Below are 24,232 nucleotides of genomic sequence, written 5' to 3'. Positions count from 1 at the left end.
ACTTTTCATATACAACACCGTTGTGCAATAATAGTATGACAACATATCACCACAATCAATTAAGTAAAAGACTAATACAAGATGCAGCTAAGTATGGCATATCCGAAAACTTAATTCAGAAAAACATATCTAAAGGAAAACTATTAAGCGTAAAAAGAAATGAGATACTTTTAAATATTGGAGAACGAAACAATTATATTTATTTTATCATTGAGGGTGGGTTTATAAGTCAATATTATAATGAGGATAGTTCAAAGTACAGAACCATTGCTTTTTATATTGATAATTATCAACCCTATATGACAGAGCCCGAAAGTTTTTTTACCAAATCTATTTCCAGTTGTCAGCTAACAGCGTATAAAAATTCAAAATTAATAGCTTTTCATCGTGACAGTATCAATAGTTTAAATAATGAGTACAAAGCTTTTAATAAATATTATAATGCCAAAATTTTACAAGCACTTATAATTGAAGGTCAAATGAAAACAAAACTCATAAGTCTTTCTAAAAAGAAGTTATATCACTATTTGATAACCGAACATAATCCGGTTACAAGAAATGTTCCTTCAAAGTATATAGCAGAATTTATTGGTGTAACTCCACAATGGTTAAGTAAGATTAAAAAAGGTATTTGAAAGATGAAATTAGTTTCATAAATGTCATTTAATTTTCTCATTAATTTGTCTGAAAGGAAAAATTTAATGAGGAAATATTATGAAAAAAATGAGTTCATCTGCTAAATTCAGCTATTATTTAGGTTGGGGATTAATACTACTATATTTTATTAGCAACCTTATTTTTGTTCATGACCCAAGGCCAGCAACAGGAATTCTTGCTCTGGCAGGGTGCATATTTCTCGTAATTCACGGCATAGCTAGATATGGTTGGAAAGGTACCGGACTATTCGTTATTATAGCTTATACCGTTAGTACATTTTTAGAAGATTTAAGCATACATACGGGCTTCCCTTTTGGAAATTATCATTATGATTTATCTAGTGCTCCTTTTGCAGTTCCTTTTATAGACCAAGTGCCTGTAGTTGTAGGTCCAATTTATATTTCTGTTGGCTATTTGTCTTGGACAATTGGCTCTATTATACTGAACCATGCCGATCGCCATTTAGATAAAAAAAATAATATTTTCTTATTACCAATGGTAAGCGCATTTATAATGGTTCAATTTGATTTGGTTCAAGACCCATCAACATCTACCTATCAAGGATTATGGGTTTGGGAAAATGGTGGTGGTTTTGTAGGTGTCCCTTTGGTCAATTTTCTTGGCTGGTATTTCACATGCTACCTTTTTATGCAACTATTTACACTAGTTCTTGCCAAAAATCAAAAAATGATTAAAACTTCAGGCTTGGTTGATAAGAAATCTTATTGGGTGCAACCAATAGTTCTATATTTAACCATTGCTTTTTCTTATGTTACCCAATACATTTATCACATAGACAACAAAACAGAAATACAGGATTTGGCAGGAAATACATGGACGGTAGCAAACCTTTATGAAACAGCTGTAACTGTCATGGTGTTTACAATGTTATACTCTTCTGTATTAGCAATTGTAAATTTATATAAGAATGGAAATAGTGACCTGAAAGCATCGTAATTATTTGCTTATTTAATTTTACTTAAAGCTAGAATAAGTGAACAAGCATATTTCTAAATGAACCAGAGTACATTTAAACTCCAATCAATTAAATAGATTTTTAGTAATGCTTCATCAATACCAGTCATGGTATTTTCGAGTTAATCAAACGAGGCTTAAATAACAAAGTTTCGGACTTGAAAGAGACAATAATGTTATGCTTTTATTCCATTTTATAGGTTTGAATTACATTCCTTTTAATAGATTAAGAATTTATAATAGAGCCGACGGAACAAACTTTGTAGGTATTAATTTATTCCATAACCATTGTCTTAGGTGTTTGGATTTTTAAAACTTCCGGGAATGGACTTTGAGAATAAAACAGTGTATAACAAAACCAAAAACGCTGTGCGTATTTTTTTCATTAAAACAAAAAGGTCTTAGTATTTATTGTCCCTATAGCTATCGGGAATGAATTTAGCTTTGGACAAAAAAAGTAAAACAATAATCCCTCAGTTAAAGCATTGTAGAAATTTCTAAGCTTTAATATATGATTTGTATCTTTTTTTTTGAGATTAGCATATTAATCTGAACTGCTTATTTTATTATAGTTTAAGACGAATATCAAAACAGGTTTTTACTATATTTCCATTATTAATATAGACAATCAATTATCCACCTGTACAAAATCACCATTTAATGAAGTACAATTACATTAAAAACCTTCTTACGGTTATAAGTTCCTTATTCATTCTTTCTAGCTGCAGTGAGCCTGAAAAGAAAGTTAAAAAACCTAATGTACTATTTATTTCTATAGATGACCTTAGACCAAATTTAGGCGTATACGGTGACAGTATTGCCATAACCCCTAACATAGATAAATTAGCAATGTTAGGAACAACATTTATGGACGCTTATTGCCAAGCCGCTGTTTGTGCGCCATCTAGAGCTAGCTTAATGACTGGCATTAGACCAGATTCCACTAGAGTATGGCATCTTGGAGATAAGTTTCGCGATATAAACCCAGATGCTGTTACAATGCCCCAATATTTTTCCAAATTTGGCTATCATACCGTTAATATTGGTAAAATATTTCATAATTACATGCCCGATTCTATCTCTTGGGACGAGCCAGACCTTAGACCCAAACGTTATTTACAAAAAGATTGGATAGGTAGAGATGGTGAAACTTTTTACATCAGTAAAGAAGTAAACGAATCTCAAGCATTAAAAAGAGATTCGTTATTAAAATTAAAATCTGTTAGATATGCCGATGGGTGGAATACCGGTCCTGCATGGGAGGCAGCAGATGTTCACGACACCATGTATTACGACGGTGCCCAAACAAAATTGGCTAAGCAAACATTATCTCGTCTTTCAAAAATGGACAAACCGTTTTATCTTGGACTAGGTTATTTTCGTCCTCACCTACCCTTTACAGCTCCCAAGAAATATTGGGACATGTATGACCCCGAAAAAATACCATTGGCAAATAATCCTAATATACCTAATGGGGCTCCGCTACACAGCATGAATTCCATGTATGAATTAAGACATTATGATGGCTTTTCACATATAGGCCACCCAACTTACCGAAAATAATATTAGTATTGATACCGTACGTACTTTAAGGCAAGGGTATTATGCAAGTGTAACTTATGTAGATGCATTGCTTGGAGATTTATTTTCTCATTTAAAAGAATTGAACATATACGATAATACTATTATCGTACTGTTTGGAGATCACGGTTGGAAATTGGGCGATCATAATAGTTGGGGAAAAATGACCAACTACAATATCGATTTAAAAGTTCCATTAATTGTGAGCTATCCGGGTCAAAAAAACCCAGGTGCAAAAACCGATGCCATGGTAGAATTGGTAGATATTTTTCCTTCATTATGTGAACTAGCAGGAATAGATATACCTAATTATTCGCAGGGAAAAAGCTTTGCCCCCTTAACGGAGAACCCCCAATTACCATGGAAAACTGCTGCATTTAGTCAATTTCATCGTAGACCTAAGGTTTCTGCCGATGGTAATCGTTATATGGGTTATTCGCTAAACACCAAAAAATACCATTATATAGAATGGTATGGTTGGGACCCAAATACAGGAACTAGAGGAGAATACAAAAATGCAGAATTGTACGACAAAGAAAAAGACCCTTTTGAAACTCTGAATTTAGCTGATATGGATAATATGAATACTATTATACCAGAATTATCCAAACAGCTTGAAGATGGATGGCAAAAAGCATTGCCTTAATAAAATAGTTCCTACTAGTAAAAGGAATTACATCAAGTAAAATCTACGGTATCATTTAAAACTAACAATTAAATACTAGTACAAATCATCTTGCTTATGAAAAGGATACTAAATTCTTTTCATCAAATAACACCGATTATTATCTATTATGAATAAACTAATATTATTAATACTACTTGCAGCATTTCAAATTACAACAGCTCAAGAAAGAGGATTTTTTTCTAGAAATGATATGAATAAACAAGAACCAAGATTAAGCTTTGGCACAGAAAAACAAAGAAGTGCCTCAATTAGTCTAGGTGATATTAACAATGACCAAAAATTAGATGCTGTTATCGCCAATGGGCGTCACTGGCCAGAAAATAATTACATATTCTATAATTACGGCAAAGGGTTTAACACCGTAGGGACATTAGGAACAAAAGGTTCAACCAGCTATACTGCTGAATTGGTCGATTTAGATAATGATAATGACTTAGACATTGTAGAAATCAATGATAACGCACCACATAAAATTTATCTAAATAATGGAAAAGGAGATTTTGAATTTTATTCAGAAGTTGCTCTATACAAACCCGCAACTATACTAATACATAACCGTTGTAAGATAGCTCTAAAAATTATTGCACCGAATGGAATTTGATCAAAACGGAATCATTTGAAGAAGGACTAAAAATTTTGACTTATGAAATAGAATCATAGCGTAAAATTAAAGTGGTTTTTTTCAATAAAAAAAAACTATTAGATACTCATTAACAAATAGTTAAATTAATATGTTAGCGCTATTTTAATTCATAATTATAGTACTTTACTTTTCACCATAAACACAAACCATGATGAAACATTTTTATCTTTCTATTTTAATAGTTTTAACCCTATCCTTTTCAATACAAGCCCAAGTAAAAAGTACCCTAGTAGACATTGGCGGCTACCAAATGCATTTCAACATTATAAAAGGAAAAGGAACTCCAATTCTTTTTGAGGCGGGTGCAGGTAATGATGGTTCTGTCTGGGACAACATTTTAGAAAAAATCCATAAAGTTACGGGTACAACATTGATTTCTTATGACCGCTCTGGTTTTGGACAAAGTGAATTAAATCCAAACTTGAAAAACGATTCGGATTTTGGAATAAAAAATGGAATTAAAGAACTGGAAACAGGTCTTTCAAAGTTGGGGTACGATGATGAAATCATTTTAGTTTCCCACTCGTATGGTGGGCTGTACAATTTGCTCTATGCAAACAAACATCCTAAAAAAGTAAAATCCGTGGTCTTAATTGATGTAACGCTTAACAATTTTTGGAATGATGAATTATTGAAAATGAGAGATAACAATGTTGATATTAGTACAATACCTAAACCTTCAGGAGACTATTTTTTGAATGCCAATTACAATGAAACCATGCGATATGCAAGAAATATAGATTTCCCAGAAAGTATACCATTACTAAATATTTTTCCTGAAAACTCTTTACCAGGTTTACCTGAGACACTTTCCACTAGATGGAGAAAACTTCACGAAGAACTTGACGACAATAAGGAAAATGTTACAAACATTATCGCCAAAGGAAGTGGTCATGCTGTATTTCAAGATAACCCCTCTTTAGTCATCAATGCAATTATAAAAGCATATTCAAAAACACTAGACGAAAGGCAACAAAATGAGCTATTACAAAAGACGTTAGATAATGCCATAGAATTATCTATTGAAACTAAGTTGAACAATCGTTCAGAGCAAGATTTGAACACATTGGGATATACATTTTTAGGAAACGAAGAATTAGATAAGGCTTTAGAAGTTTTTAAATTAACTACAATTTTATTTCCAGATAGTTCTAATGCATATGATAGTTATGGAGAAGCATTATTAAAAGCAAATAGAAAAGCTGAAGCAATTGAAATGTATGAGAAATCAATTGAATTGAATCCAGAAAATGAAAATGGAAAAAAGGTATTGCTTCAATTGAAACAAAAATAATTTGAAGAACAGTATGCAAAAAAGGGAAGAGCTAAAGTACTGAATCAGTAAATAGAGATTACCGGTCGCCAATTTTAATAATTGCTTTTTAGAATTCAGAATACTTGTTTAACTCCCAATAAACTTTACTTCTAGTCTATTCTTTTTCATTGAATTATTGGTCTTCAATTTCACATTATAGCTTTTAGCCTTTATAGGGTATTTCACAGATTTTCTAATTTGATATCGCAGAATTAAAAAACTTTGAAATCCAAAGGACAACTCTTAAATCTAAATAATCATAAAAATGAAATAGATAGTTTAGTTAAATTTATACTATGGATAAAATAGCGATATTATACCAAGCCCAATTACCTCCTATTAAAGAAGGTATTCAAAAACCTATGAAACCTGGAGGCTATGCAGATAGTGGAGCGGATATAGCTTTTGCATTATTAAAAAACCAATATCATGTAATTACACCTGTAGAACATCCAAATGAAAATATTGACAAGGATTGGGTTTTTCCAGACACAGAAGATGGTATTAAAAATGCATTGAATAAAGGTGCAAAAATCTTTTGGCTGAATACGGTGCTCTATAACCATCACAACATAGAAAAATTTTATAACGAAGATCTTTATATTGTAGGGCAAACACCATCCTTAGTAGATACTTTTGATGATAAAATGTATACCAATTATATTTTAGCTACCAACAATATACCTATCCCTAAAAATCAACTCATTACCAATGAAGATTACAACAACCTTTCATTGGACTTAAAATTTCCTTTGGTATTAAAACCGATAAGAGGAAGAGGAAGTCAAGGTGTAACGAAAATCAATAACCACAAAGATCTTTTAGGTAGGTTACATGCTATGTTTTCAAACAATACCTATGGCACCGCTGTTTACATTGAAGAATTTTTAATTGGAAAGGAAATAACAATTACCGTAATGCCAAAAGGGAATTACATGGTAAATGGCAAAGAATTGTTTTATGATAGACCATGGTGCTTACCTGCAGTAGAAAGATATAATCATGATAATGGTATTGCCCCTTATAATGGAACAGTAGCTGTTATGGAAAACAGTAAAGTACTAAGTGATGTAGAGTTACAGAGTAATGAAATTCTAGAAGTTTATGAACATTGCGTTAAATCTGCAGAGATAATAGATATTAAAGCTCCCATTAGAATAGATTGCAGATCTAACAGTACAGGAAAATATTATTTATTTGACCTTAATATGAAACCGAATATGACCGGCCCCTCAAGGTCCCACAGAAATAACCAAGATAGTTTATCGTTACTATCTGCAAGAAAAATAGGATGGAATTATATTGATCTTTTGAGCAACATCCTGAACCAAAAATGGAACTCGGTATCCATAGACAATTAAACAGCAAGCACTTTAAAATGAAAAGTCACAAATACGAAATAAAAGTTGAGTGGACAGGTAACGAGGGAAACGGAACTTTAAACTATACCTCTTACAACCGTAATCACGAAATTAAATCCGTTGGTAAATATGATGCAATTCATGGGTCTTCTGATCCATCATTTTTGGGCGACAAATCAAAATATAACCCAGAAGATCTTTTTCTGTCTTCAATAACAGCATGTCATATGCTATGGTATTTACATTTATGTTCCGTACATAAAATTATAGTAACTGCATATGAGGATAATGCTACGGGTATAATGGCGGAAGATAATAACGGTAGCGGAAGGTTTACAGAAGTTACCCTTAACCCTACCGTTAGAATTTCGGATAAAAACAGAATTCAAGAAGCTAAAGAATTACATGAAGAAGCTAATAAAATGTGTTTTATTGCCAATTCTTGCAACTTTGAAATTAAACATAAACCTAATATTATTTCAGATTAAGACTCACAGACGAAAGTATTTACACTAAATGACATATTTTTTGATTATAGCATATAAAATTACGAGATGGGGAAACAAAAGCCATTAACATTGGAATTAATAGATTAAACCTATAATTACCTAGAAACATCATATTATGAAAATTTTAATAATAGGAGGCAACGGAACTATTGGTAAAACCGTAGTTTCTCACTTTAAAAATGATAATGAAGTTATTATTGCTGGCCGTACAACCGGTGATGTCACAGTAGATATTGCAGACAGCAGCTCCATTTCATCAATGTTTGAAAAAACAGGAAAATTAGACGCCATCATCTGTATTGCCGGAGAGGCAAAATGGGACAATTTCAACAACCTAACGGAAGAAGATTATTATATAGGTTTAAGAAGCAAACTAATGGGGCAAGTAAATTTGGTTCGCATAGGACAACATTATTTAAACAAAAAAGGCTCCATCACGTTAACTACCGGTATTTTAGCCGATGATCCCGTAGTAAAAACCACTAGTGCAGCTATGGTAAACGGTGGTATTCATAGCTTTGTACAAGCGGTTGCCCTTGAAATGGAAAATGAGATTAGAGTAAATGTGGTATCGTCTGGTATGGTAGAAAATGCCTATGAGAAGTATAAAGACTATTTTCCGGGGCACAACCCCATTTCTATGCCTAAAGTAGTAAATGGTTATGTACGTAGTGTAAAAGGAAGAGGAAACGGAGAAGTTATACGTTTGTATGATTAATTATGACTTCTTAAAACAAATTATCAACTGTTTTTCTATTTTTAATTGTGAAGAATAAAATTGATTTTATCCAAAAGTGGGAATACCCACAAGTTGTAGAGGTTTGGGAAGCTTCCGTCAGAGCTACACATCATTTTTTAAATGAAGAGGATATCCAGTATTTTAAACCTTTGATCTTAAACACCTATTTAGATGCCGTAAACCTTCGTGCCTATAGAAACCATGAAAAGGAAATCATTGCTTTTCTAGGTGTTGACCAAAGTAATCTTGAAATGTTGTTCGTACATCCAGATTATAGGGGCCAAGGTATTGGGACATTGTTATTACAATATGCCATTAAAGACTTGAAAATAGACAAAGTAGATGTTAATGAACAGAATGAACAAGCTGTAGGTTTTTACGAACATTATCAATTTAAAACACAAAGCAGGTCAGAGTTAGATGCTACAGGTAAACCCTACCCTATTTTACATATGCAGTTAGAAAAATTTGGTACATAATTTAAAAGCTTTTGACGTTCAGAAGGTTAATAAAATAACTAACTTTAGAAAAGAACTTTCTTAAGTATCAAAAAAAACAAAAACCTTTAAATCATGAACAAACTTCTAGCTACATTACTACTTGGCGGTCTTGTAATATCTTGTAATACTTCTAATAAAAACAAAGGGACTTCTAATGACAATTCTACCGAAACTACCGAAGAAATTGCGGATAAAAAATCGAATTTAAAATCTATTGAAAGCGATCAAGATTTAATTGCTACGGCATTAATGGCAGCACCAAAAGATAGTAGGGAAAATACTAAAGTTATCGGTTACAATATGGCAGGTGAATTTATTACGCTAAAGGAAGGTGACAGCGAGTATATTGTACTTGCAGACGACCCAAAGAAAGACGGTTTCAATGCCGCATGTTATCATAAAGACCTAGAACCTTTTATGGCACGGGGAAGAACCTTACGTAACGAAGGCAAATCTTCAGACGAAATTTTTACTATACGCGAAGCAGAAGTAAAATCTGGTAAAATAAAAATAACTCCCGGTTCTACTTTACACATTTATTATGGTCCAAATACAACCTTTGACCCTGAAACATCACAAGTTGAAGGTGCTAAACTACGTTACGTTATATACACCCCTTTTGCCACATCTAAATCGATCGGTTTGCCGGAGACACCCTCAGCTCCAAATCACCCTTGGATCATGGACCCTGGTACTCACAGGGCACATATTATGATTTCTCCGTTAGAAAATAAAGTTGAATAATACCATTGCACGTCTAGTAGCGTTTAAGTGATATGACCAAACGAATACTAAGATACCTTGGTTGGCTTGTTGTTGCTATACTTTTAGGGTTATTCCATATGCGCATAGTTTTAGGACCGGCACCAGAATCAGACCATACTAAATTCTCGTTGTCAAGTATGGTATATGAATGGGCATTGGTACAGGTTGGCACAATCATTGGCTGTATTATTGCCGTTATATTTATTTTGCTCGATGTTGTATTTCTAAACAACAAACTTAAAGCTAATAGTAATTCAGTACTTTTTAAATTTCTGATTATTTCTATAATTGCTGTTATTGTTGGGGTTACCCATTATGTCTTAGAAGAAGTTGTCAATGTTATTTAGATAAGCAGAGGTATAGATATTACTACAAACTATATCTTAGCAATATGAATACAATTGATATTAGGACAGTAGATGTTGTTCAATATTTGCAACCCTTACGGGAAGGAGGCTCTATGCCGGCCATTGTAAAAGCAAATGATGATTTTTTATATGTACTGAAATTTAGAGGGTCAGGCCAAGGAAAAAAATCGCTCATTGCAGAATTTATTGGCGGAGAATTGGCACGTGCCATAGGTTTAAAAGTACCTGAACTGGTATTTATGAATTTAGAGGACTCCTTTAGACAAACAGAGCCGGATGAAGAAATTCAGGATTTATTAAAGTTTAGTGTTGGGTTAAATCTTGGATTGCATTTTTTATCCGGCGCCATTACTTTTGATCCATTAATTTCTAAGGCAGATGCATTGATAGCATCTAAGGTAGTAGTATTGGATAGCTTGATCAGCAATATAGATCGAACGGCAAAAAATGCAAATCTCTTATTTTGGCACAATGAGTTATGGGTCATAGACAATGGTGCCAGTTTCTATTTTCATCATAATTGGGAAACCTGGGAAAACCATTTATCAAGAACCTTCCCGTTCATAAAAGATCATGTACTATTACAACAGGCCACTGCCCTCTCTGAAGCAGCAGCAGAAATTAAAAAGTACATTACCTTAGAAAAAGTAACTGAAATAGTTTTAAATATACCAGAAGATTGGCTATCAAGCGCGTCTGACGTTTTGAATGCGGATGAAAAAAGAGCAGCCTATATTCAATTTATAAACACTAAACTATCAATGATAGATGTATTAGTAAAAGAAGCCGAAGATGCAAGATAGACATACATTTAAGTTTGCCATAGTTAGAATAGTGCCCAAGGTAGAACGAGAAGAGTTCTTTAATGTTGGGGTGATTTTATTCTGTAAACGAACAAAATTTTTAGATATTAAATATCATATCGACGAGAAAAAATTAAAAGCTTTTTCTCCAGAAATAGAATACGAGATATTAAACGAATATTTAAAGGCATGGAAGCTGATATGTGAGGGTAAAGAAGCAGGCGGACCCATAGGTAAATTAGACCTACCAGATCGATTTGGATGGTTAACAGCTTGCAGAAGCACCGTTATACAAAGCTCCACCACGCGATCAGGACTAAGTACAGATCCTGAAAAAGAACTTGAAGATATTTTTAATACCTATGTTCTTTAAGCAATCTGTTTATCTTATTACATCAAAGTGCCAACCTAAATTAATGCCTGATCTATTTGAAAACAATAGCTATAGCAAACAACAAAAATAAATATCAAGTTTTATAAGTAAGTTTATTACATTAAATGGACTTACATATCTTAAAAAAGAAAATCAAAACTACTACGCTATGGAATTATCTAAACTTAAAACTATTATTCAAGGAATTCCAAAAGCGGAACTCCATCTACATTTAGAAGGTAGTTTTGAGCCAGAATTGATGTTCGAGATTGCAAAGAGAAACAACATCAACTTACCTTACGATTCCATTGAGTCTGTAAAAGAAGCTTACAAATTCAATAACTTACAAGAGTTTTTAGATATCTATTATGCCGGTGCACAAGTATTGTTGCACGAGCAAGATTTCTTTGATCTTACATGGGCATATTTAACCAAAGTTCACAGTGAAAACGTAAAACATGCAGAAGTATTTTTTGACCCACAAACACATACAGAACGTGGAGTAAGTTTTGATGTGGTCATTAATGGAATTCATCGTGCCTTAGAAAAGGGCAAAAACGAGCTTAATATTTCTTATAAACTCATAATGAGCTATTTGCGTCATTTAAGTGAAGAGGCTGCTTTTAAGACCTTAGAAGAATCATTACCATTTAAAGACATAATTGATGGTGTTGGTTTAGATTCTTCGGAAATGGGAAATCCGCCAAGTAAGTTTGAAAAGGTATTTAAAGCATCTGCAGAACATGGATACAAACTCGTGGCACATGCAGGTGAAGAAGGTCCTGCAGAATACATTTGGGAAGCTTTGGATATTTTAAATGTTGAGCGCATTGACCATGGTAATCGTTGTCTAACGGACGAAGCTTTGATAAAAAGACTAGTGAATGATAAAATTGCGTTGACCCTATGCCCTACCAGTAACGTTGCCTTAAAAGTAATTCAGAAGATGGATGAGCATCCAGTTGCCAAAATGTTGGACAAGGGAATTCTTGCGACCATACATTCAGACGATCCTGCCTATTTCGGCGGGTATATGAACGAGAACCACTACCAGACCGCAAAAGCGCTAAATTTGAGTTTGGCACAAATAGAACAATTGGCCATTAATGCATTTGAAGCCAGTTGGCTAAATAAGGCATCTAAGGAAAGCCATATTACTGAGGTAAAAGAATATTTTAAATCTCTTTAATCTGCAAGGGGAATAAATATATCAAAAACAGCACCGTTACCAAGAGAGCTCTCTACCCTTATCTGTCCGCTATGGGTAGTTACAATTCTCTTTACAATTGCCAGACCAATACCGGTACCTTGATATTCTTCATCACTATGTAAGCGTTGAAAGATTTCAAAGACCTTGTTTTCATATTTTTGATCGAACCCAATACCATTATCAGATATTAAAATACGAGAATATTGTCGGTCTTCGTTTAATTTAAGTTCCGGGTAATCCGTTCCGTTAACCACCGAGCCATGTACTTTTATAGTTGGTTTGATTTCATTTTTTGAAAACTTTATGGCATTGGTAAACAAATTAAAAAGCAATTGTTTAAACTGTACAGGTCTCACTGTAATTGGACAGTCTTTTTGAACTCTGAGCAAAGTTTTATGTTCTTTTAATTCTTCACTCAAAATATCCTTTACATCTAAAACCAGATTTTTTAATGAAACAGTGGTCAAGCTATTATCAATAGATTCCGTTGCTCCATATGCCATCAAATCTTGAATTAGATTACGCATACGACCGGCGGACAAGTCTATTCTTTCTAATTTATGCTTTCCAACTTCCGATAAATTGTTGAATTCGGTATCACTGATCTGAGAAATGAACATTTGAATTTTGCGCAACGGTTCTTGAAGGTCATGGCTACAAATATGATTAAATGACTCTAAATCATTGATCATCAACTCAAGCTTAATCGTTTTTATTTCAAGTTGATTGGTTCGTTGAAACACCTTACGCTCTAGTTTTTTAGAGAATTTTTTCAGCTTTTTATGCGCACGTTCCAATTCTAACTTGTTCTTTCTAAGCTCCAACAAATTAATAACCTGCTCAGATAAAATGTTGAGAGATTCTTTCTGGCTTTGCGTAAGTTTTCTAGGTTTATTATCAATAACACATAAAGTACCTAGAGGTAATCCGTTAGCATTTTTTAATGGAATACCTGCATAGAAAACAATATTAGGATCACCTGTAACCAAAGGATTATTTTGAAAACGGCTATCTTCTCTTGCATCTTCCGTAGTAAATATTGGTTCATCACTAGTTATAGCATGAGCACAAAATGCATCTTCAATTGGTGTTTCAGAGGTTTCTAAACCATAGTGAGATTTAAACCATTGCCGCTTATCATCAAGCAAAGTGATCAAAGATATTGGGGTCTGACAAATTTCTGCTGCAAGTTGGGTTAGGTTATCATAATCTTTTTCAGGCAAGGTATCTAAAATTGAATATGAATCAAGAAGAGCTAATCTTTCTTTTTCCTTAGGATGGATCTTGGCTTTCGTCATTGTTTTTATAAGAGCGGTAGGTTTAAACGCAACAAATATAAGGAGCGCTTTATTCAAAAACCTAAATATAATATAATCTTATGGAAATCTTACTTTGCTAGAAACCCCTCAAAGATTATATCATCATGGTTTAAACTTTAGACATAAAAACTGCGAATACATATCAAGAATAAAAATTCACAATGCAAAAAAACTAGCTATCTAAAATGAAAAAGCCCAACAATATCAATTGTTGAGCTTTCATTATGCGGAGAAAGAGGAACTATCCATAATCTACATTATCGCCTGTTTTCGGGCGATAAACAAACTCTTAATTTTAAGGTCCACCGAATTAGCCCCTTTTTAACAAAAATTTGGGTGTTTTGGGTTATCTGCCTTTAAATTAACGGCAAATAAGCTCATTTACGAAATTCTAATACGTAATCTACATTTCTAAAAAAGCAATATAATATCTTCTTTAAAATATAATACCATCCTTTATTTAAACTTTAAGGATTAAAACATGGAATCCTAATTCTTCATTTATTCTTAATCTAATTTTATATCATTAGACTTTTCACGATTATTCTGCGATTGGTAGCAATCATATTTTACCAATCTCGGTAATACATCATTTTACCGTAATTAATATTTCATGGATCTTTTCAAATTTGAAAGGCTTAGTGATGTACTCGGTAATTTCTTCGATTTCCTCGGCATTTTGCAAATCGTTAGGGTTTATCGACGAGGAACACATATAAATCTCCGCTATTTTATCAAGTTTATCTTTTAAACCTTTATACTCTATCATGAATTGAAACCCGTCCATCAGGGGCATATTGATATCAAGAAAAATGACATCTGGAAGTTCTCCCCCTTCTATTATTCGCTTATTATAAAAATCGATGGCTTCCACACCATTAGAAAATTCTATGATACCTAAGTCATTAATTTCCAGCTTTCTTAGCATTCTCCTGAGCGCATACTTATAAAGCTCATCATCATCTATAATACTTATCAATAATTTTGACATATGTTCTCTTTTTAAAATTCGGCCCCGAAATATCTTTCCTTATTTGGTATTCCCAAAGGCAAGGATACTTCCTGCCAGCGTCTCCACGTATGACGGTACTATAAAATAACATACCTTCGAAAACGGTATCACAACGGGATAATTAGCTTGGACTAAAGGTTAGTCACCATGTATACCCACATTCCATTCCAATAGGCAGATGTTAAAATAATTCTTTTCTTTTTGTTCATTGATTTTTGATATTCTCAATAGATGTTTAAGACTGAAACATTTATACTATCGCTCATCAGGTTCTGTAGAATAATATCAAGTTATAATTATTAAACATCAGGCCCTTTTCTATTTTATAAATAAGGTTGAACCTATTTTTAAAGAGATACAAGGTATTCCCCTTACATAAATATATACCAAAATTCGTACATTCTAAAAAATAAGTATATTACAAATTCTAAATTGCAATGTGCAGTAGTATTATTGGAAGATTTATATAAAATTGGTAACTTTCAATTATGGCATATTCAATTTGAATGAAGTGTATCCATATTGGCTCATTATCCGATGACTCCGTTCAAAATTAAAATAACCACCTGATTTTAAACGCTATAATAACTTAAAAGCTATAGCGTTCTATAATTAATATCTAACAATACCCTCGCAAGTATGAAATCCCCCCCCTTATGCATTAAGGCATGTTTCTTGCTTTTATTTATACTCAGTGCATTTATTTGCTCGAACTCAAACCGTCCAGGAACTACAATATTCCATTTCTCGACCCGAGCTTACCGAGAAAGAGCGGATCAATACCTTATATACCCTGAGCCGGGAATTGACCTACGTCGACAATATCAAATCACTGGAATACGCCGAAGAGGCTCTTACACTGGCGACCGATATCAACGATATCGATGGTATAGCCTATAGCTATAGGATTTTATCGAGCATCTATGCTTTGAACGATAATTATTTTATGGGCATGGAATATATACAAAAGGCCATCGATATTTTTGAAGATCGTGGGGATAAAAAAGGATTGGCGAATTGCTACATATCGTTGGGACATATATATCGCAGCCTGAACAATCGTGAACAGGAAATAGAATATCATAAAAAATCCTTTGAAGCCTTTACCATGCAGGGTATAAAGGAACGTATCGGGGTCAGTGCACATAATCTCGGGGAAAGTTATTATAACAACAAAGAATTTATAAAGGCAGAACAACTTACCAGGTTGGCTATACAGATCAACGATTCAATTGCCAATCTCCCCGTAATGTCAAGTTGTTACAAGGTAATGGGACTGATAAAAGAAAATGAAGGCCAACTTGACTCTGCCGGTCATTATTTTAAAAAGGTTATTAGTATTTCGGATGAACTAGGGGACAACGCTCAAAAAGTAGCTACGGCAGAAGCTTTTATACACTTGGCCACCATGGCGGGATCTGCAAAAAATGATGCCCTTGAATTTGAATATCTGGCAAATGCAGAAGCCTTTTGCAGAAAATACAATTTAAATAAATTCTTGCTTCGGGTATATCGCGAAATGCAAACGTTCTACTTAAAGCGGAACAATATAGAGAAAACAGGGTTATACCTCAATGAATACGATGAAATTTCCCAGGACCTGCAAAGAGTCCAACTTGAAGATCGGAACAGGCTCACGAAAAGTATGGCCTCTATTCATAATCTTAACAAAACCACCGATAAGCTCCTTAAAGAAAATCTGGCACAGGCCTCTAGTATATTTAATCGGAATGTAAGTTTACTGATCGGCTCTTTATTCCTGATCACGTTGGCCGTAGTACTTGGAAAGGTGAAAAACATCAATGGAAAACTTAAATCTCGAAACGCAACCATAAATCAACAGAAAGCCGAGTTACAGGAACTTAATGCAACTAAAAATAAGTTCTTCAGTATTGTCGCACATGATCTGAGAAGCCCATTGACCTCCCTTAAATCCTTTAGCTCTGTTCTGGTTGAACATATCGATTTCATAAGCAAGGAGGAAATACAGGATATGGGCAAAGAACTTGGCAAATCCTTGGACAATACCCTGAAAATGGCGGACAACCTTATCATATGGGCACAAAGTCAGATGAATGTGATAAAGGATAAAAAAGAAGCGATATCTCTTAAAGTGACCGTATATGAGATTTGCGAGATATTCTCGGTAATTGCGAATAACAAGGAGGTAGAGTTGACAGCTTTGGTTACCGGCGACCCCCATATTATCGGGGATAGGGATCAGGTTGAATTCGTTATCCGCAATCTGGTCAACAATGCCATTAAGTTTACCCCAAGAAAGGGCTCGGTCAAGGTAACCGTAGTCCAAACTTTAGACCGCATTATAATAACCGTGTCCGATACGGGCGTTGGAATGTCGCACGAAATCAGTGAAAGTCTTTTTTCAGTTCAAAAACCGAAAGGCATTAATGGAACGGAGGGCGAAAAAGGAAGTGGGCTTGGCCTTGTACTAAGTAATGAGTTCATTAAAAGAAACGGAGGTGAAATCCATGTTGCCAGTGAAGAAAATAAAGGTACCGACATTACGGTAACTTTTCCCCTTGGGCATAAGTTGCCTGATATATAATTCTACATTTAAAGAACTATTGCAGTAAAGAGGCTCCGATGATTGATGGCTTCCTCAGCTATTGAATGAATACTTTAGTTGAATTTTACAAATTAAGCCTTAGTGTCCCAACCTATCCTTTATTTGAACTTTCACAATACAATTTAATAACAATTTGGATAACTAAATTTCTATCCCAACCGATTTGAACTAAATAACTTCGCAGTGCCATTCGTGGATACGTTCTTAAGTTTGAATTAGCGAGTTTGAGCCGGTAAAAGTTATCGGCTTTTTTTATATAAATTGGCGGAGAAATTAAATCTCTAATTATCTTTTCCAATTACGACTTGGTGTCCTAACTTGTATCTTTTAAAAAAATTTAAGTACTGGACAATGCCATTTCATATGGAGTTGTATTTTATTGCTTTTTTTTCAATTCCCGGACTGCGTAACTTTTATTCCATCGAAATAATTACCAGCTTGAAGTCCAATTAGCAATACCCTCTCAGTTGTAGATTGATTTTGTTGCATTGAAATATAAATCTCTGTTGAATTTTTTCTTTCAATAGAGAATTCAGCTTGTTCAATAATAAAATTCTCCTTAGTTGTATCAATTCCATCTAAGTCAAATTGCTCACCGTTCATAGTAACTTCGCCAATCCACCATCCAGTTCCTTCCGTTGATATTTCAACATTGTTATTCGTTGAAGAAAATTGTACTTCTTTTTGTGACAGTTTTATATTATCGTCCCAGTCTCCATCTTTAGAGTCTGAACACGATAAAACAACTAGAAGCAATAAGGTTAAAGCGATAATTTTTTTCATTATTATATTCTATTAAGTAATTAGACAGCTGTTTTAAATACAGTTAAACACATTGATTTACAACGATTGATCTCGAATGTAAGTTTATCGTTTATATATACTTTTCTTCATTGATAAAAGCCTAAGTTTTCTAATTTAGAAATATCTGAAACGTTAGTTCCGATAATAATCCGTTGCCCAGTTCCACAACCACAGGATTCACATAGTGTATCCAAAGGTGAATTATTGTCAAAACCCAAACTAGTGACGACTATATCTTCACTTTCTAAATATTGCGTAACTGCAACTTCAGTTTCATCAATTGAATTATTTTCCCCTGTATTCCAAGGATCACCGCATTTTGTTTGATTCCAGAACAGAAAATTTTCATTGTCACTTAAATCATCATTGTTGTTACAACTAAAAGTAACTAGGACAAGAATTCCAATAAATATTTTAATCTTCATTTCATCCTTTATTTGAACTTTCGAGAGAGGGGCTAGGGATTTTTCAAACCGATTAGTCCATTTCCTTATATTTTAAAATTTGTTTTTCGAATTTAAAACTGTCCTTAAACGCACACAGATTACCGTCAGGGTCTGTAAATTTTGCTATTGTACCCCAAGAGTGCTCCTGATAATCTACTTCTATGTTTTTCGAAATCAATTTGTTCGCAAGTATCTTCACGTTTGAAACATTCTTTCTCAAACAGGTTTTTGTTCGTTCCATTCCTATTTTTCGTCCCTTAAACTGATTATCTATTTCGACCATCAGATATGCTTGCCCAAATTCAAAACAAGTAAGATTTTCATTTTCGAACATTTTTTTAAGACCTAGAATTTTTCCATAAAACTCCAAACATTTTTTATATTTAAGAGTATATAATATTATTCCAGTTCGGTCGAATTCCATAGGATTTTATAATTTTTTTTACAATTCTGGAATATGTATATATTATTGACAAACAAATATCTGTTTTTCCGAATTATCGTTAAATACTTCTTCTTCAAAATTACCAAACTTGTGAAGAATATTAAAACGGCTCCATTCCAGATATGAGTTTAATTCTTGAGGAAAAAATAGTCTCATATCCAAATTTTGGGTTGAATCAAACTCTCCGTTAATATGAAAATGCCATTCTATACGATTAATTTGTGTTGTGTTTTCAAATCGCATTGTCTGCTTTATTGATATTTCTCTTCCATCATTGGTAATATATTCAGCAATTTTTTTTGCTCTTTTTTGACCTTCAACAATAAATTGAAAATTGGGATTAAAACAATCTAACAGAAATAACCCTCCTTCCTTGAGATGCCTTTTAACAACAGTTAACGACTTAAATAAATCTTCAGTTTTGTATAAATGATGGATTGAGTTAAATGGAATAAAAATGAGGTCGTACTTTTTTCCTAAATCTAAAGTTCTAATATCTGATTGAATAAATTCAACTTCTAACCCTCCTTTGGACGCTTTTACTTTTGCTTGTTCCAGCATTGAAGTAGTATTATCCACCCCGCTAATATTATACCCATCCTTTGCAATTGGAAGAGTAAGTCTACCAGTACCACAACAAAGTTCTAGGATACTGGCATCCTTGTTTTTTGGAAGCCACCGCTTATAAAATTGTAAATCAGCTAGGTTGGTATTCATCCCATCATAGATATTTGCATCATAGATTAAATCCCCAACTTTATAATTGCTATCCATTCGTTATTAAATTATATTAATTATTTATTCAAGATGAAATTTCATTTCTAACTGTTCAAGATGGTTTTTAAGTCCTATTCTTTTAAAAAACGTATTTATACAATTTGAACTTTTATCAACATTGATAATAGAAAGTGTGTTTCCATATGTCTCAGTTAATTGTTTTACTAAAGTAGAAGCTACCTTTTTTTGTCTAAATTTAGGACTTACAGCAATTTGTAGTATTCGATTATTTTTTGGATTGAAAACGATATAACCAATCAAAAGATTATCAATATATGAACCTAATGAAATGTTATTAGGTCTTAATTCATTAATGACGTTTTTTGAGTTTTGCCAAGTAGGATAAACGTCCCAAAATGATTCCATTAAGTCCCAATAATAATTGTGCAGTTTTCTAATTTGTAAGCCGTTATTTGTATTTGATATACTTACTTCTCCTTTATAGCAAACTAATTCTCTTGCGATCTTATACCCAGATTTTTCATAAGAAATAATAGCTTGGCTATTTACCTTTATGACTTCAAGTTGAAGCATATCTATTCCCTTTTCTTTTAAAAGTGGTAAAATGAATTGATGCATTTGTTTTGTCAAACCCGAGCCCCTTTTTTCCGGAATAACTCCTGTTCCGCCGTTATAAATTGTCTTTTCGTTATTTACTTTGTCAAACCCATGCAATATAAACGCTATTAGATTTGAGTTTTCAAAAACCCCAACAGACAAACTGAGGTTGATTTTATCAGCTGTCATTTTAAAGGATAATTGTTCTTCAGTTAAATGAAAAGGAATAAAGTAATCTGAAAAAGATTTATTGAATACATTTAAAATCTCTTTTCTATTTATTCCATCTAAAGTCTTAAATTCCATTTTGAGTGTTCCTGGTTTACCGCTAACGATTACATTTGAAGAAAGTCTATTTCCGATATACTATTCAAAAACATATCCTTTATTTCAACTTTAGTTTTAGTACGGTTCTTTTTTTGCTATTAGTATTATTCCTCCAGTTCTTTAAGTATGTTAATTGCATTCTGATTTTTAGGATTTAATTCTAATGACTTCTTGTAGTTGGAAATTGCGTTTTTATTATCCTTGTTGTAAAGATAGGCCAAGGCTAAACTATCATATAAATTTGCTGAATTTGGATAAATATGTATGGCTAATAAAAAGACATTTATACCTTGCTCCATTTTTCCAGCATTAAATGACAACCTAAGCCCTAGACTATTCAACATACTTTCTTCAAGCTTAAGTGTTGGATGTTTAGCTATGGTCTTTTGGTACAACGGCACTAAATCTCGATAATTCTGATGGAGCGCTAAATTATTAAAATCCAGAAACTTGAATTCTCTTGAATGCGCTTTTTTCATTTTTTTCGAAACAAGGGTTTCGGAAATGCCATTTTCATCAGGGCTTTTCTCAATGAATTCCTTTGCTTTTTCTTTATTTTTTAGAGTAGCATTTAAGAATTGTAAGGTGTACTCCAAAAGTAGCCTGTAGGATGCCATAATTTTCACATCACTTTTATCTTGTCTTTTGTCCCGATATGCAAATAAGACACCTATGGAACCAAAATGTGAATGTGTTAGGTCATGTAATTTGTAACTGTAGGCATCGTTATATTTTAAAGAATCGTACAATTGGAATTTATAATTCAACTCGTTAGGTATTTTATCACTGGTCATTACTTCTTCAGGAATATCTTTTTGAGCGAAATGGATATACGGCACATTAAAACTATCTAAATCAAAGTAAGGCGATTGTTCAAGTACAGCGTAGTTATATCTTTCAGTACCATCTAAGCTAACAAGTGCATCAATTTTCTTGTTTTTCATAACAGTTATAGCATTAGAAAGTCCGCCAAAACTGAAACCCATAAGTGCTATTCTATCGAAGTCTATATTTTCGTATTTATGTATTTCTTTTAAAAGTAATTCTACATCCCTAGACTGTGTTTCCATATCCTTTGTAGTCCCACCTTCTAACCATCTTGTACTTGTTCCTCTTGAAGGACTTGATATCACAATGAAACCATTACTTGCTAAATATTCGAACAAAACAAAATTTTCAATTGATGAAGCTTGATAGCTTGGTGCATAAACTACGACCGGGAATTTTCCTTCTAAAAATGTGGCATTGGAGAAAGCATTTACTTTTTCAGACAAATGGGTCCTACTTTGAGGTGTTTCTCCTCCCAAGTCGGGAAACCAATCCAACAATAACTCATTTGGTAATTTTTTAGATTCTTCCTCTTCTTTTAGAACCTCCAAGTAATCTAAAACCGTCAACTGTTTAGAATCTTTATTGTCCATTACAGCTGGATACCAAATGCTAACTGGTATTGGTCTATAAACTAATTGATTATTGAAGTCATTTTCAATTTGATAAGTTCTGGTGCTATCAATTATCAGATAATGTTCAAAACCTACATTAAACTCTCCGGTTTTTAGGTTTATTTCTTTTAATGATGTTTGCGCTTTGACAAAAAATATTTGTAAAAGAAGTAGCGGTATTATAAATTTCGCTCTCATTTTTTTGCTATTAGTGTTCACTTTAAAGATGCAAGGATTCAACGATTGTTACAGGGAGGGGGCGCCCGTCATTAATGTTGTACATCATAGATGGGAAAATATAGCCTTATACACCCTTTTTAGTTTTTGAATAAAATTGAATGTCATTTATTTGAACCGTACTTGAAGATACTAAAAACCCAAATGCGTTCTTCATTCAATACTGTAGATAAAGAGTTGTGCTTTATTAAAGTATAATTAAATTTAACTTTCTTATAACGCAATGAAGTATTCTTATGTTGCTTCACATAAATACAATTAATCCTTTATTTGAACTTTTACAATAGTCTCGGCTTTTCTTTCGCCCCAAAATTCATCAACGATAAGAATTAGAGCCATTGTTGAATTTAGTTTTTTCTTCGGCTTGTTCAAAAAGTTGATTGATAACTTCTTGATATTCCGATGTGTCGTATTCGGATTCTGTAACAAAATCATCGAATACTTTATCTTTCATCCATTCTGGCTTTTCAAAAGGATAACCACCATATAATCCCAATGCCATATCAAACCTAATTTTGCTTCCCATAACGGTCATTTCATCAAATGTTGAATGAGATAGCCATAAATCCATTCGTCTTTTAGATTCAATATATATTTCAAGTATTCGGTTTTCTGATATTTCTGAAGATGGTGCCATTGTTAGGATTTCTTTTTAACCCATTATTTTTGTTTCCTTGCCAAAGTAATCTCATTAAGTATATCTATAGATGAGAAATAAGCCCTAGCATATGGCTGTGTAATAGGATTTTTTTGATAGTACTTATTCATAAAGTCCTCCCATGAAATATCTTCAGGAAGTAAGTTGTAATCAAAATCATTTCTTAAATATTCCGTGAAATCATCTCTGAGCTCCTGAAATCGTACTATTTCGTAGCCACCTGCAGTCGATTTAATATACTTGCCTTTACCTTTAATTCTAATATATGAATACCCCATTTCTTCATGAAGAAATTTGAACACATCTAGTTGGAAGAAACTAAATTTAGTTTTACCTCCTATACCCTTTTCAACTCTAATAAATTTTGTTTGCATTACACTTCTAACTTTTATCAAAACTCTTCATGATAATAATAGGATGTTAAATCTTCAAGCTTCTCATAAATCTCTAAAAACATTGTATTCAAGTTTTCTAAATCAACTTCAATATTATCCCACTGTTTAGCGTAAAAATGTCGTTCATAATCATTAGATATTGGGTATCTAGAAAAATCAATTTTATTTTGATCTGGATTCTCCTGAATTATCTCATAATGTTCTTCTATATACAATTTAAGTTCTTTAGTAACTGAATCAAAGTGTTTAACTCCATTTGCTCCATGAAAAAGTTTGATTTTGGCTTTAGCATTTTCATAAATCTGTTTGATATTATGTTTACCCTCTATTCTATTGGGTATATCGAGTAGCCTGTTGACTTTCCATATTAAGGCTTTCAAGTATAACTCCATTCCATGATTAACGTTATGGAAAATTGGAAAAATAAGTTTATCGGCCACCTTCCAGTAGTTGTCATTCAAACATCTTTGGGTTAATTCTATTCCTGAACTAAAGTAACCATCAGCTAAAACAAGTAAGTTACTTATATCATCTCCACCATCAGTACGCCAATTAACAAAAGATACTTTAGAAAAGTGCCGGTCATTTCTACTAAAAACTTTTTTCATAGACGCTATAGGCTAAATCTATTATTTTTTATGATCGTTTATTTAAACTTTTAAGCGTTCAGTTCCCTATATATCATTACTAACTCCATAATTAATTTGCTAGCTTTTTTATTCTTCATTCCATTTTTAC

Annotated in this window: 27 protein-coding genes; 16 read left to right on the top strand and 11 right to left on the bottom strand. The window is 33.0% G+C overall.

Annotation, left to right across the window (positions count from 1 at the left end):
* The 15 genes from B2Z27_RS13250 to B2Z27_RS13180 form a co-directional block, all read left to right on the top strand.
* Positions 1–635: Crp/Fnr family transcriptional regulator (locus B2Z27_RS13250; protein ID WP_286814002.1), on the top strand; the 635-nt coding region annotated here is incomplete at its 5' end.
* A gap of 79 nt (positions 636–714) precedes the next feature.
* A complete protein-coding gene (locus B2Z27_RS13245) occupies positions 715–1,614 on the top strand; it encodes a carotenoid biosynthesis protein (protein WP_058103136.1) in 900 nt (299 codons plus the stop codon).
* 678 nt (positions 1,615–2,292) lie between these two features.
* The gene (locus B2Z27_RS13240) at positions 2,293–3,195 is read left to right on the top strand and encodes a sulfatase-like hydrolase/transferase (RefSeq protein ID WP_286814001.1); all 903 of its coding nucleotides are present in this window, start codon (positions 2,293–2,295) and stop codon (positions 3,193–3,195) included.
* 1 nt (position 3,196) lies between these two features.
* Positions 3,197–3,859 (top strand): sulfatase/phosphatase domain-containing protein, encoded by a 663-nt coding sequence (locus B2Z27_RS13235; protein ID WP_349675894.1) that lies wholly within the window; start codon positions 3,197–3,199, stop codon positions 3,857–3,859.
* 148 nt (positions 3,860–4,007) lie between these two features.
* Positions 4,008–4,502 carry an FG-GAP-like repeat-containing protein gene (locus B2Z27_RS13230; RefSeq protein WP_286814000.1) on the top strand — a complete coding sequence of 165 codons (495 nt, stop codon included), beginning with the start codon at positions 4,008–4,010 and terminating at the stop codon, positions 4,500–4,502.
* Positions 4,503–4,692: 190 nt separating this feature from the next.
* Positions 4,693–5,838 (top strand): alpha/beta fold hydrolase, encoded by a 1,146-nt coding sequence (locus B2Z27_RS13225; RefSeq protein ID WP_286813999.1) that lies wholly within the window; start codon positions 4,693–4,695, stop codon positions 5,836–5,838.
* Positions 5,839–6,155: 317 nt separating this feature from the next.
* Positions 6,156–7,220, top strand: coding sequence for a carboxylate--amine ligase (locus B2Z27_RS13220; RefSeq protein WP_286813998.1), 1,065 nt, complete (start codon positions 6,156–6,158; stop codon positions 7,218–7,220).
* Between the two features lie 17 nt (positions 7,221–7,237).
* On the top strand, positions 7,238–7,708 hold the full coding sequence (locus B2Z27_RS13215; RefSeq protein WP_058103139.1) for an OsmC family protein: 471 nt from the start codon (positions 7,238–7,240) through the stop codon (positions 7,706–7,708).
* A gap of 136 nt (positions 7,709–7,844) precedes the next feature.
* Positions 7,845–8,447, top strand: a complete 603-nt coding sequence (locus B2Z27_RS13210) for a short chain dehydrogenase (RefSeq protein ID WP_286813997.1) — start codon at positions 7,845–7,847, stop codon at positions 8,445–8,447.
* Between the two features lie 47 nt (positions 8,448–8,494).
* Positions 8,495–8,947: a GNAT family N-acetyltransferase gene (locus tag B2Z27_RS13205; RefSeq protein WP_286813996.1), complete on the top strand. Its 453-nt coding sequence runs from the start codon at positions 8,495–8,497 to the stop codon at positions 8,945–8,947.
* Between the two features lie 93 nt (positions 8,948–9,040).
* Positions 9,041–9,712 carry a hypothetical protein gene (locus B2Z27_RS13200; RefSeq protein ID WP_286813995.1) on the top strand — a complete coding sequence of 224 codons (672 nt, stop codon included), beginning with the start codon at positions 9,041–9,043 and terminating at the stop codon, positions 9,710–9,712.
* A gap of 32 nt (positions 9,713–9,744) precedes the next feature.
* Entirely contained in the window at positions 9,745–10,080 is a 336-nt protein-coding gene (locus B2Z27_RS13195) for a hypothetical protein (RefSeq protein WP_286813994.1), read from the top strand.
* A 44-nt stretch (positions 10,081–10,124) separates the two neighbouring features.
* Positions 10,125–10,904, top strand: coding sequence for a HipA family kinase (locus tag B2Z27_RS13190; RefSeq protein ID WP_286813993.1), 780 nt, complete (start codon positions 10,125–10,127; stop codon positions 10,902–10,904).
* Positions 10,894–11,277, top strand: coding sequence for a DUF3037 domain-containing protein (locus B2Z27_RS13185; RefSeq protein WP_091605125.1), 384 nt, complete (start codon positions 10,894–10,896; stop codon positions 11,275–11,277). The genes B2Z27_RS13190 and B2Z27_RS13185 overlap by 11 nt, the downstream gene beginning before the upstream one ends.
* Positions 11,278–11,446: 169 nt before the next feature.
* Complete coding sequence (locus tag B2Z27_RS13180; RefSeq protein ID WP_286813992.1) at positions 11,447–12,466, top strand: adenosine deaminase; 1,020 nt, start codon at positions 11,447–11,449, stop codon at positions 12,464–12,466.
* On the opposite strand, the gene B2Z27_RS13175 is transcribed toward B2Z27_RS13180, so the two are convergent.
* Together B2Z27_RS13175 and B2Z27_RS13170 are read right to left on the bottom strand one after the other, a co-directional pair.
* A complete protein-coding gene (locus tag B2Z27_RS13175; RefSeq protein WP_286813991.1) occupies positions 12,463–13,785 on the bottom strand; it encodes a GAF domain-containing sensor histidine kinase in 1,323 nt (440 codons plus the stop codon). The genes B2Z27_RS13180 and B2Z27_RS13175 overlap by 4 nt on opposite strands.
* Positions 13,786–14,395: 610 nt before the next feature.
* Positions 14,396–14,797, bottom strand: a complete 402-nt coding sequence (locus tag B2Z27_RS13170; RefSeq protein WP_286813990.1) for a response regulator — start codon at positions 14,795–14,797, stop codon at positions 14,396–14,398.
* Positions 14,798–15,623: 826 nt separating this feature from the next.
* Here B2Z27_RS13170 and B2Z27_RS13165 point away from each other — a divergent pair.
* On the top strand, positions 15,624–17,384 hold the full coding sequence (locus tag B2Z27_RS13165) for a tetratricopeptide repeat-containing sensor histidine kinase (RefSeq protein ID WP_286813989.1): 1,761 nt from the start codon (positions 15,624–15,626) through the stop codon (positions 17,382–17,384).
* A 411-nt stretch (positions 17,385–17,795) separates the two neighbouring features.
* Here B2Z27_RS13165 and B2Z27_RS13160 read toward each other — a convergent pair whose 3' ends face one another.
* The 9 genes from B2Z27_RS13160 to B2Z27_RS13120 all read right to left on the bottom strand — a co-directional run bounded on the left by B2Z27_RS13160 (position 17,796) and on the right by B2Z27_RS13120 (position 24,102).
* Entirely contained in the window at positions 17,796–18,188 is a 393-nt protein-coding gene (locus B2Z27_RS13160; protein WP_286813988.1) for a hypothetical protein, read from the bottom strand.
* 107 nt (positions 18,189–18,295) lie between these two features.
* Complete coding sequence (locus tag B2Z27_RS13155; RefSeq protein ID WP_286813987.1) at positions 18,296–18,634, bottom strand: hypothetical protein; 339 nt, start codon at positions 18,632–18,634, stop codon at positions 18,296–18,298.
* A gap of 52 nt (positions 18,635–18,686) precedes the next feature.
* Entirely contained in the window at positions 18,687–19,079 is a 393-nt protein-coding gene (locus B2Z27_RS13150) for a glyoxalase/bleomycin resistance/dioxygenase family protein (RefSeq protein WP_286813986.1), read from the bottom strand.
* 42 nt (positions 19,080–19,121) lie between these two features.
* Positions 19,122–19,874, bottom strand: coding sequence for a class I SAM-dependent methyltransferase (locus B2Z27_RS13145; RefSeq protein WP_286813985.1), 753 nt, complete (start codon positions 19,872–19,874; stop codon positions 19,122–19,124).
* Between the two features lie 24 nt (positions 19,875–19,898).
* Complete coding sequence (locus B2Z27_RS13140) at positions 19,899–20,741, bottom strand: GNAT family N-acetyltransferase (protein WP_286813984.1); 843 nt, start codon at positions 20,739–20,741, stop codon at positions 19,899–19,901.
* A 125-nt stretch (positions 20,742–20,866) separates the two neighbouring features.
* Positions 20,867–22,402: a prolyl oligopeptidase family serine peptidase gene (locus B2Z27_RS13135; protein ID WP_286813983.1), complete on the bottom strand. Its 1,536-nt coding sequence runs from the start codon at positions 22,400–22,402 to the stop codon at positions 20,867–20,869.
* Positions 22,403–22,757: 355 nt separating this feature from the next.
* Positions 22,758–23,078 carry a hypothetical protein gene (locus B2Z27_RS13130; RefSeq protein WP_286813982.1) on the bottom strand — a complete coding sequence of 107 codons (321 nt, stop codon included), beginning with the start codon at positions 23,076–23,078 and terminating at the stop codon, positions 22,758–22,760.
* Positions 23,079–23,101: 23 nt separating this feature from the next.
* Positions 23,102–23,473 (bottom strand): hypothetical protein, encoded by a 372-nt coding sequence (locus B2Z27_RS13125; RefSeq protein WP_286813981.1) that lies wholly within the window; start codon positions 23,471–23,473, stop codon positions 23,102–23,104.
* Between the two features lie 17 nt (positions 23,474–23,490).
* Positions 23,491–24,102, bottom strand: coding sequence for a hypothetical protein (locus B2Z27_RS13120; protein WP_286813980.1), 612 nt, complete (start codon positions 24,100–24,102; stop codon positions 23,491–23,493).
* Positions 24,103–24,232: the final 130 nt, after the last annotated feature.

The sequence above is a fragment of the Maribacter sp. UBA3344 genome, from assembly GCF_002362375.1.
Lineage (GTDB): Bacteria > Bacteroidota > Bacteroidia > Flavobacteriales > Flavobacteriaceae > Maribacter > Maribacter dokdonensis.
This window is presented reverse-complemented; position numbering and strand designations above follow the sequence as displayed.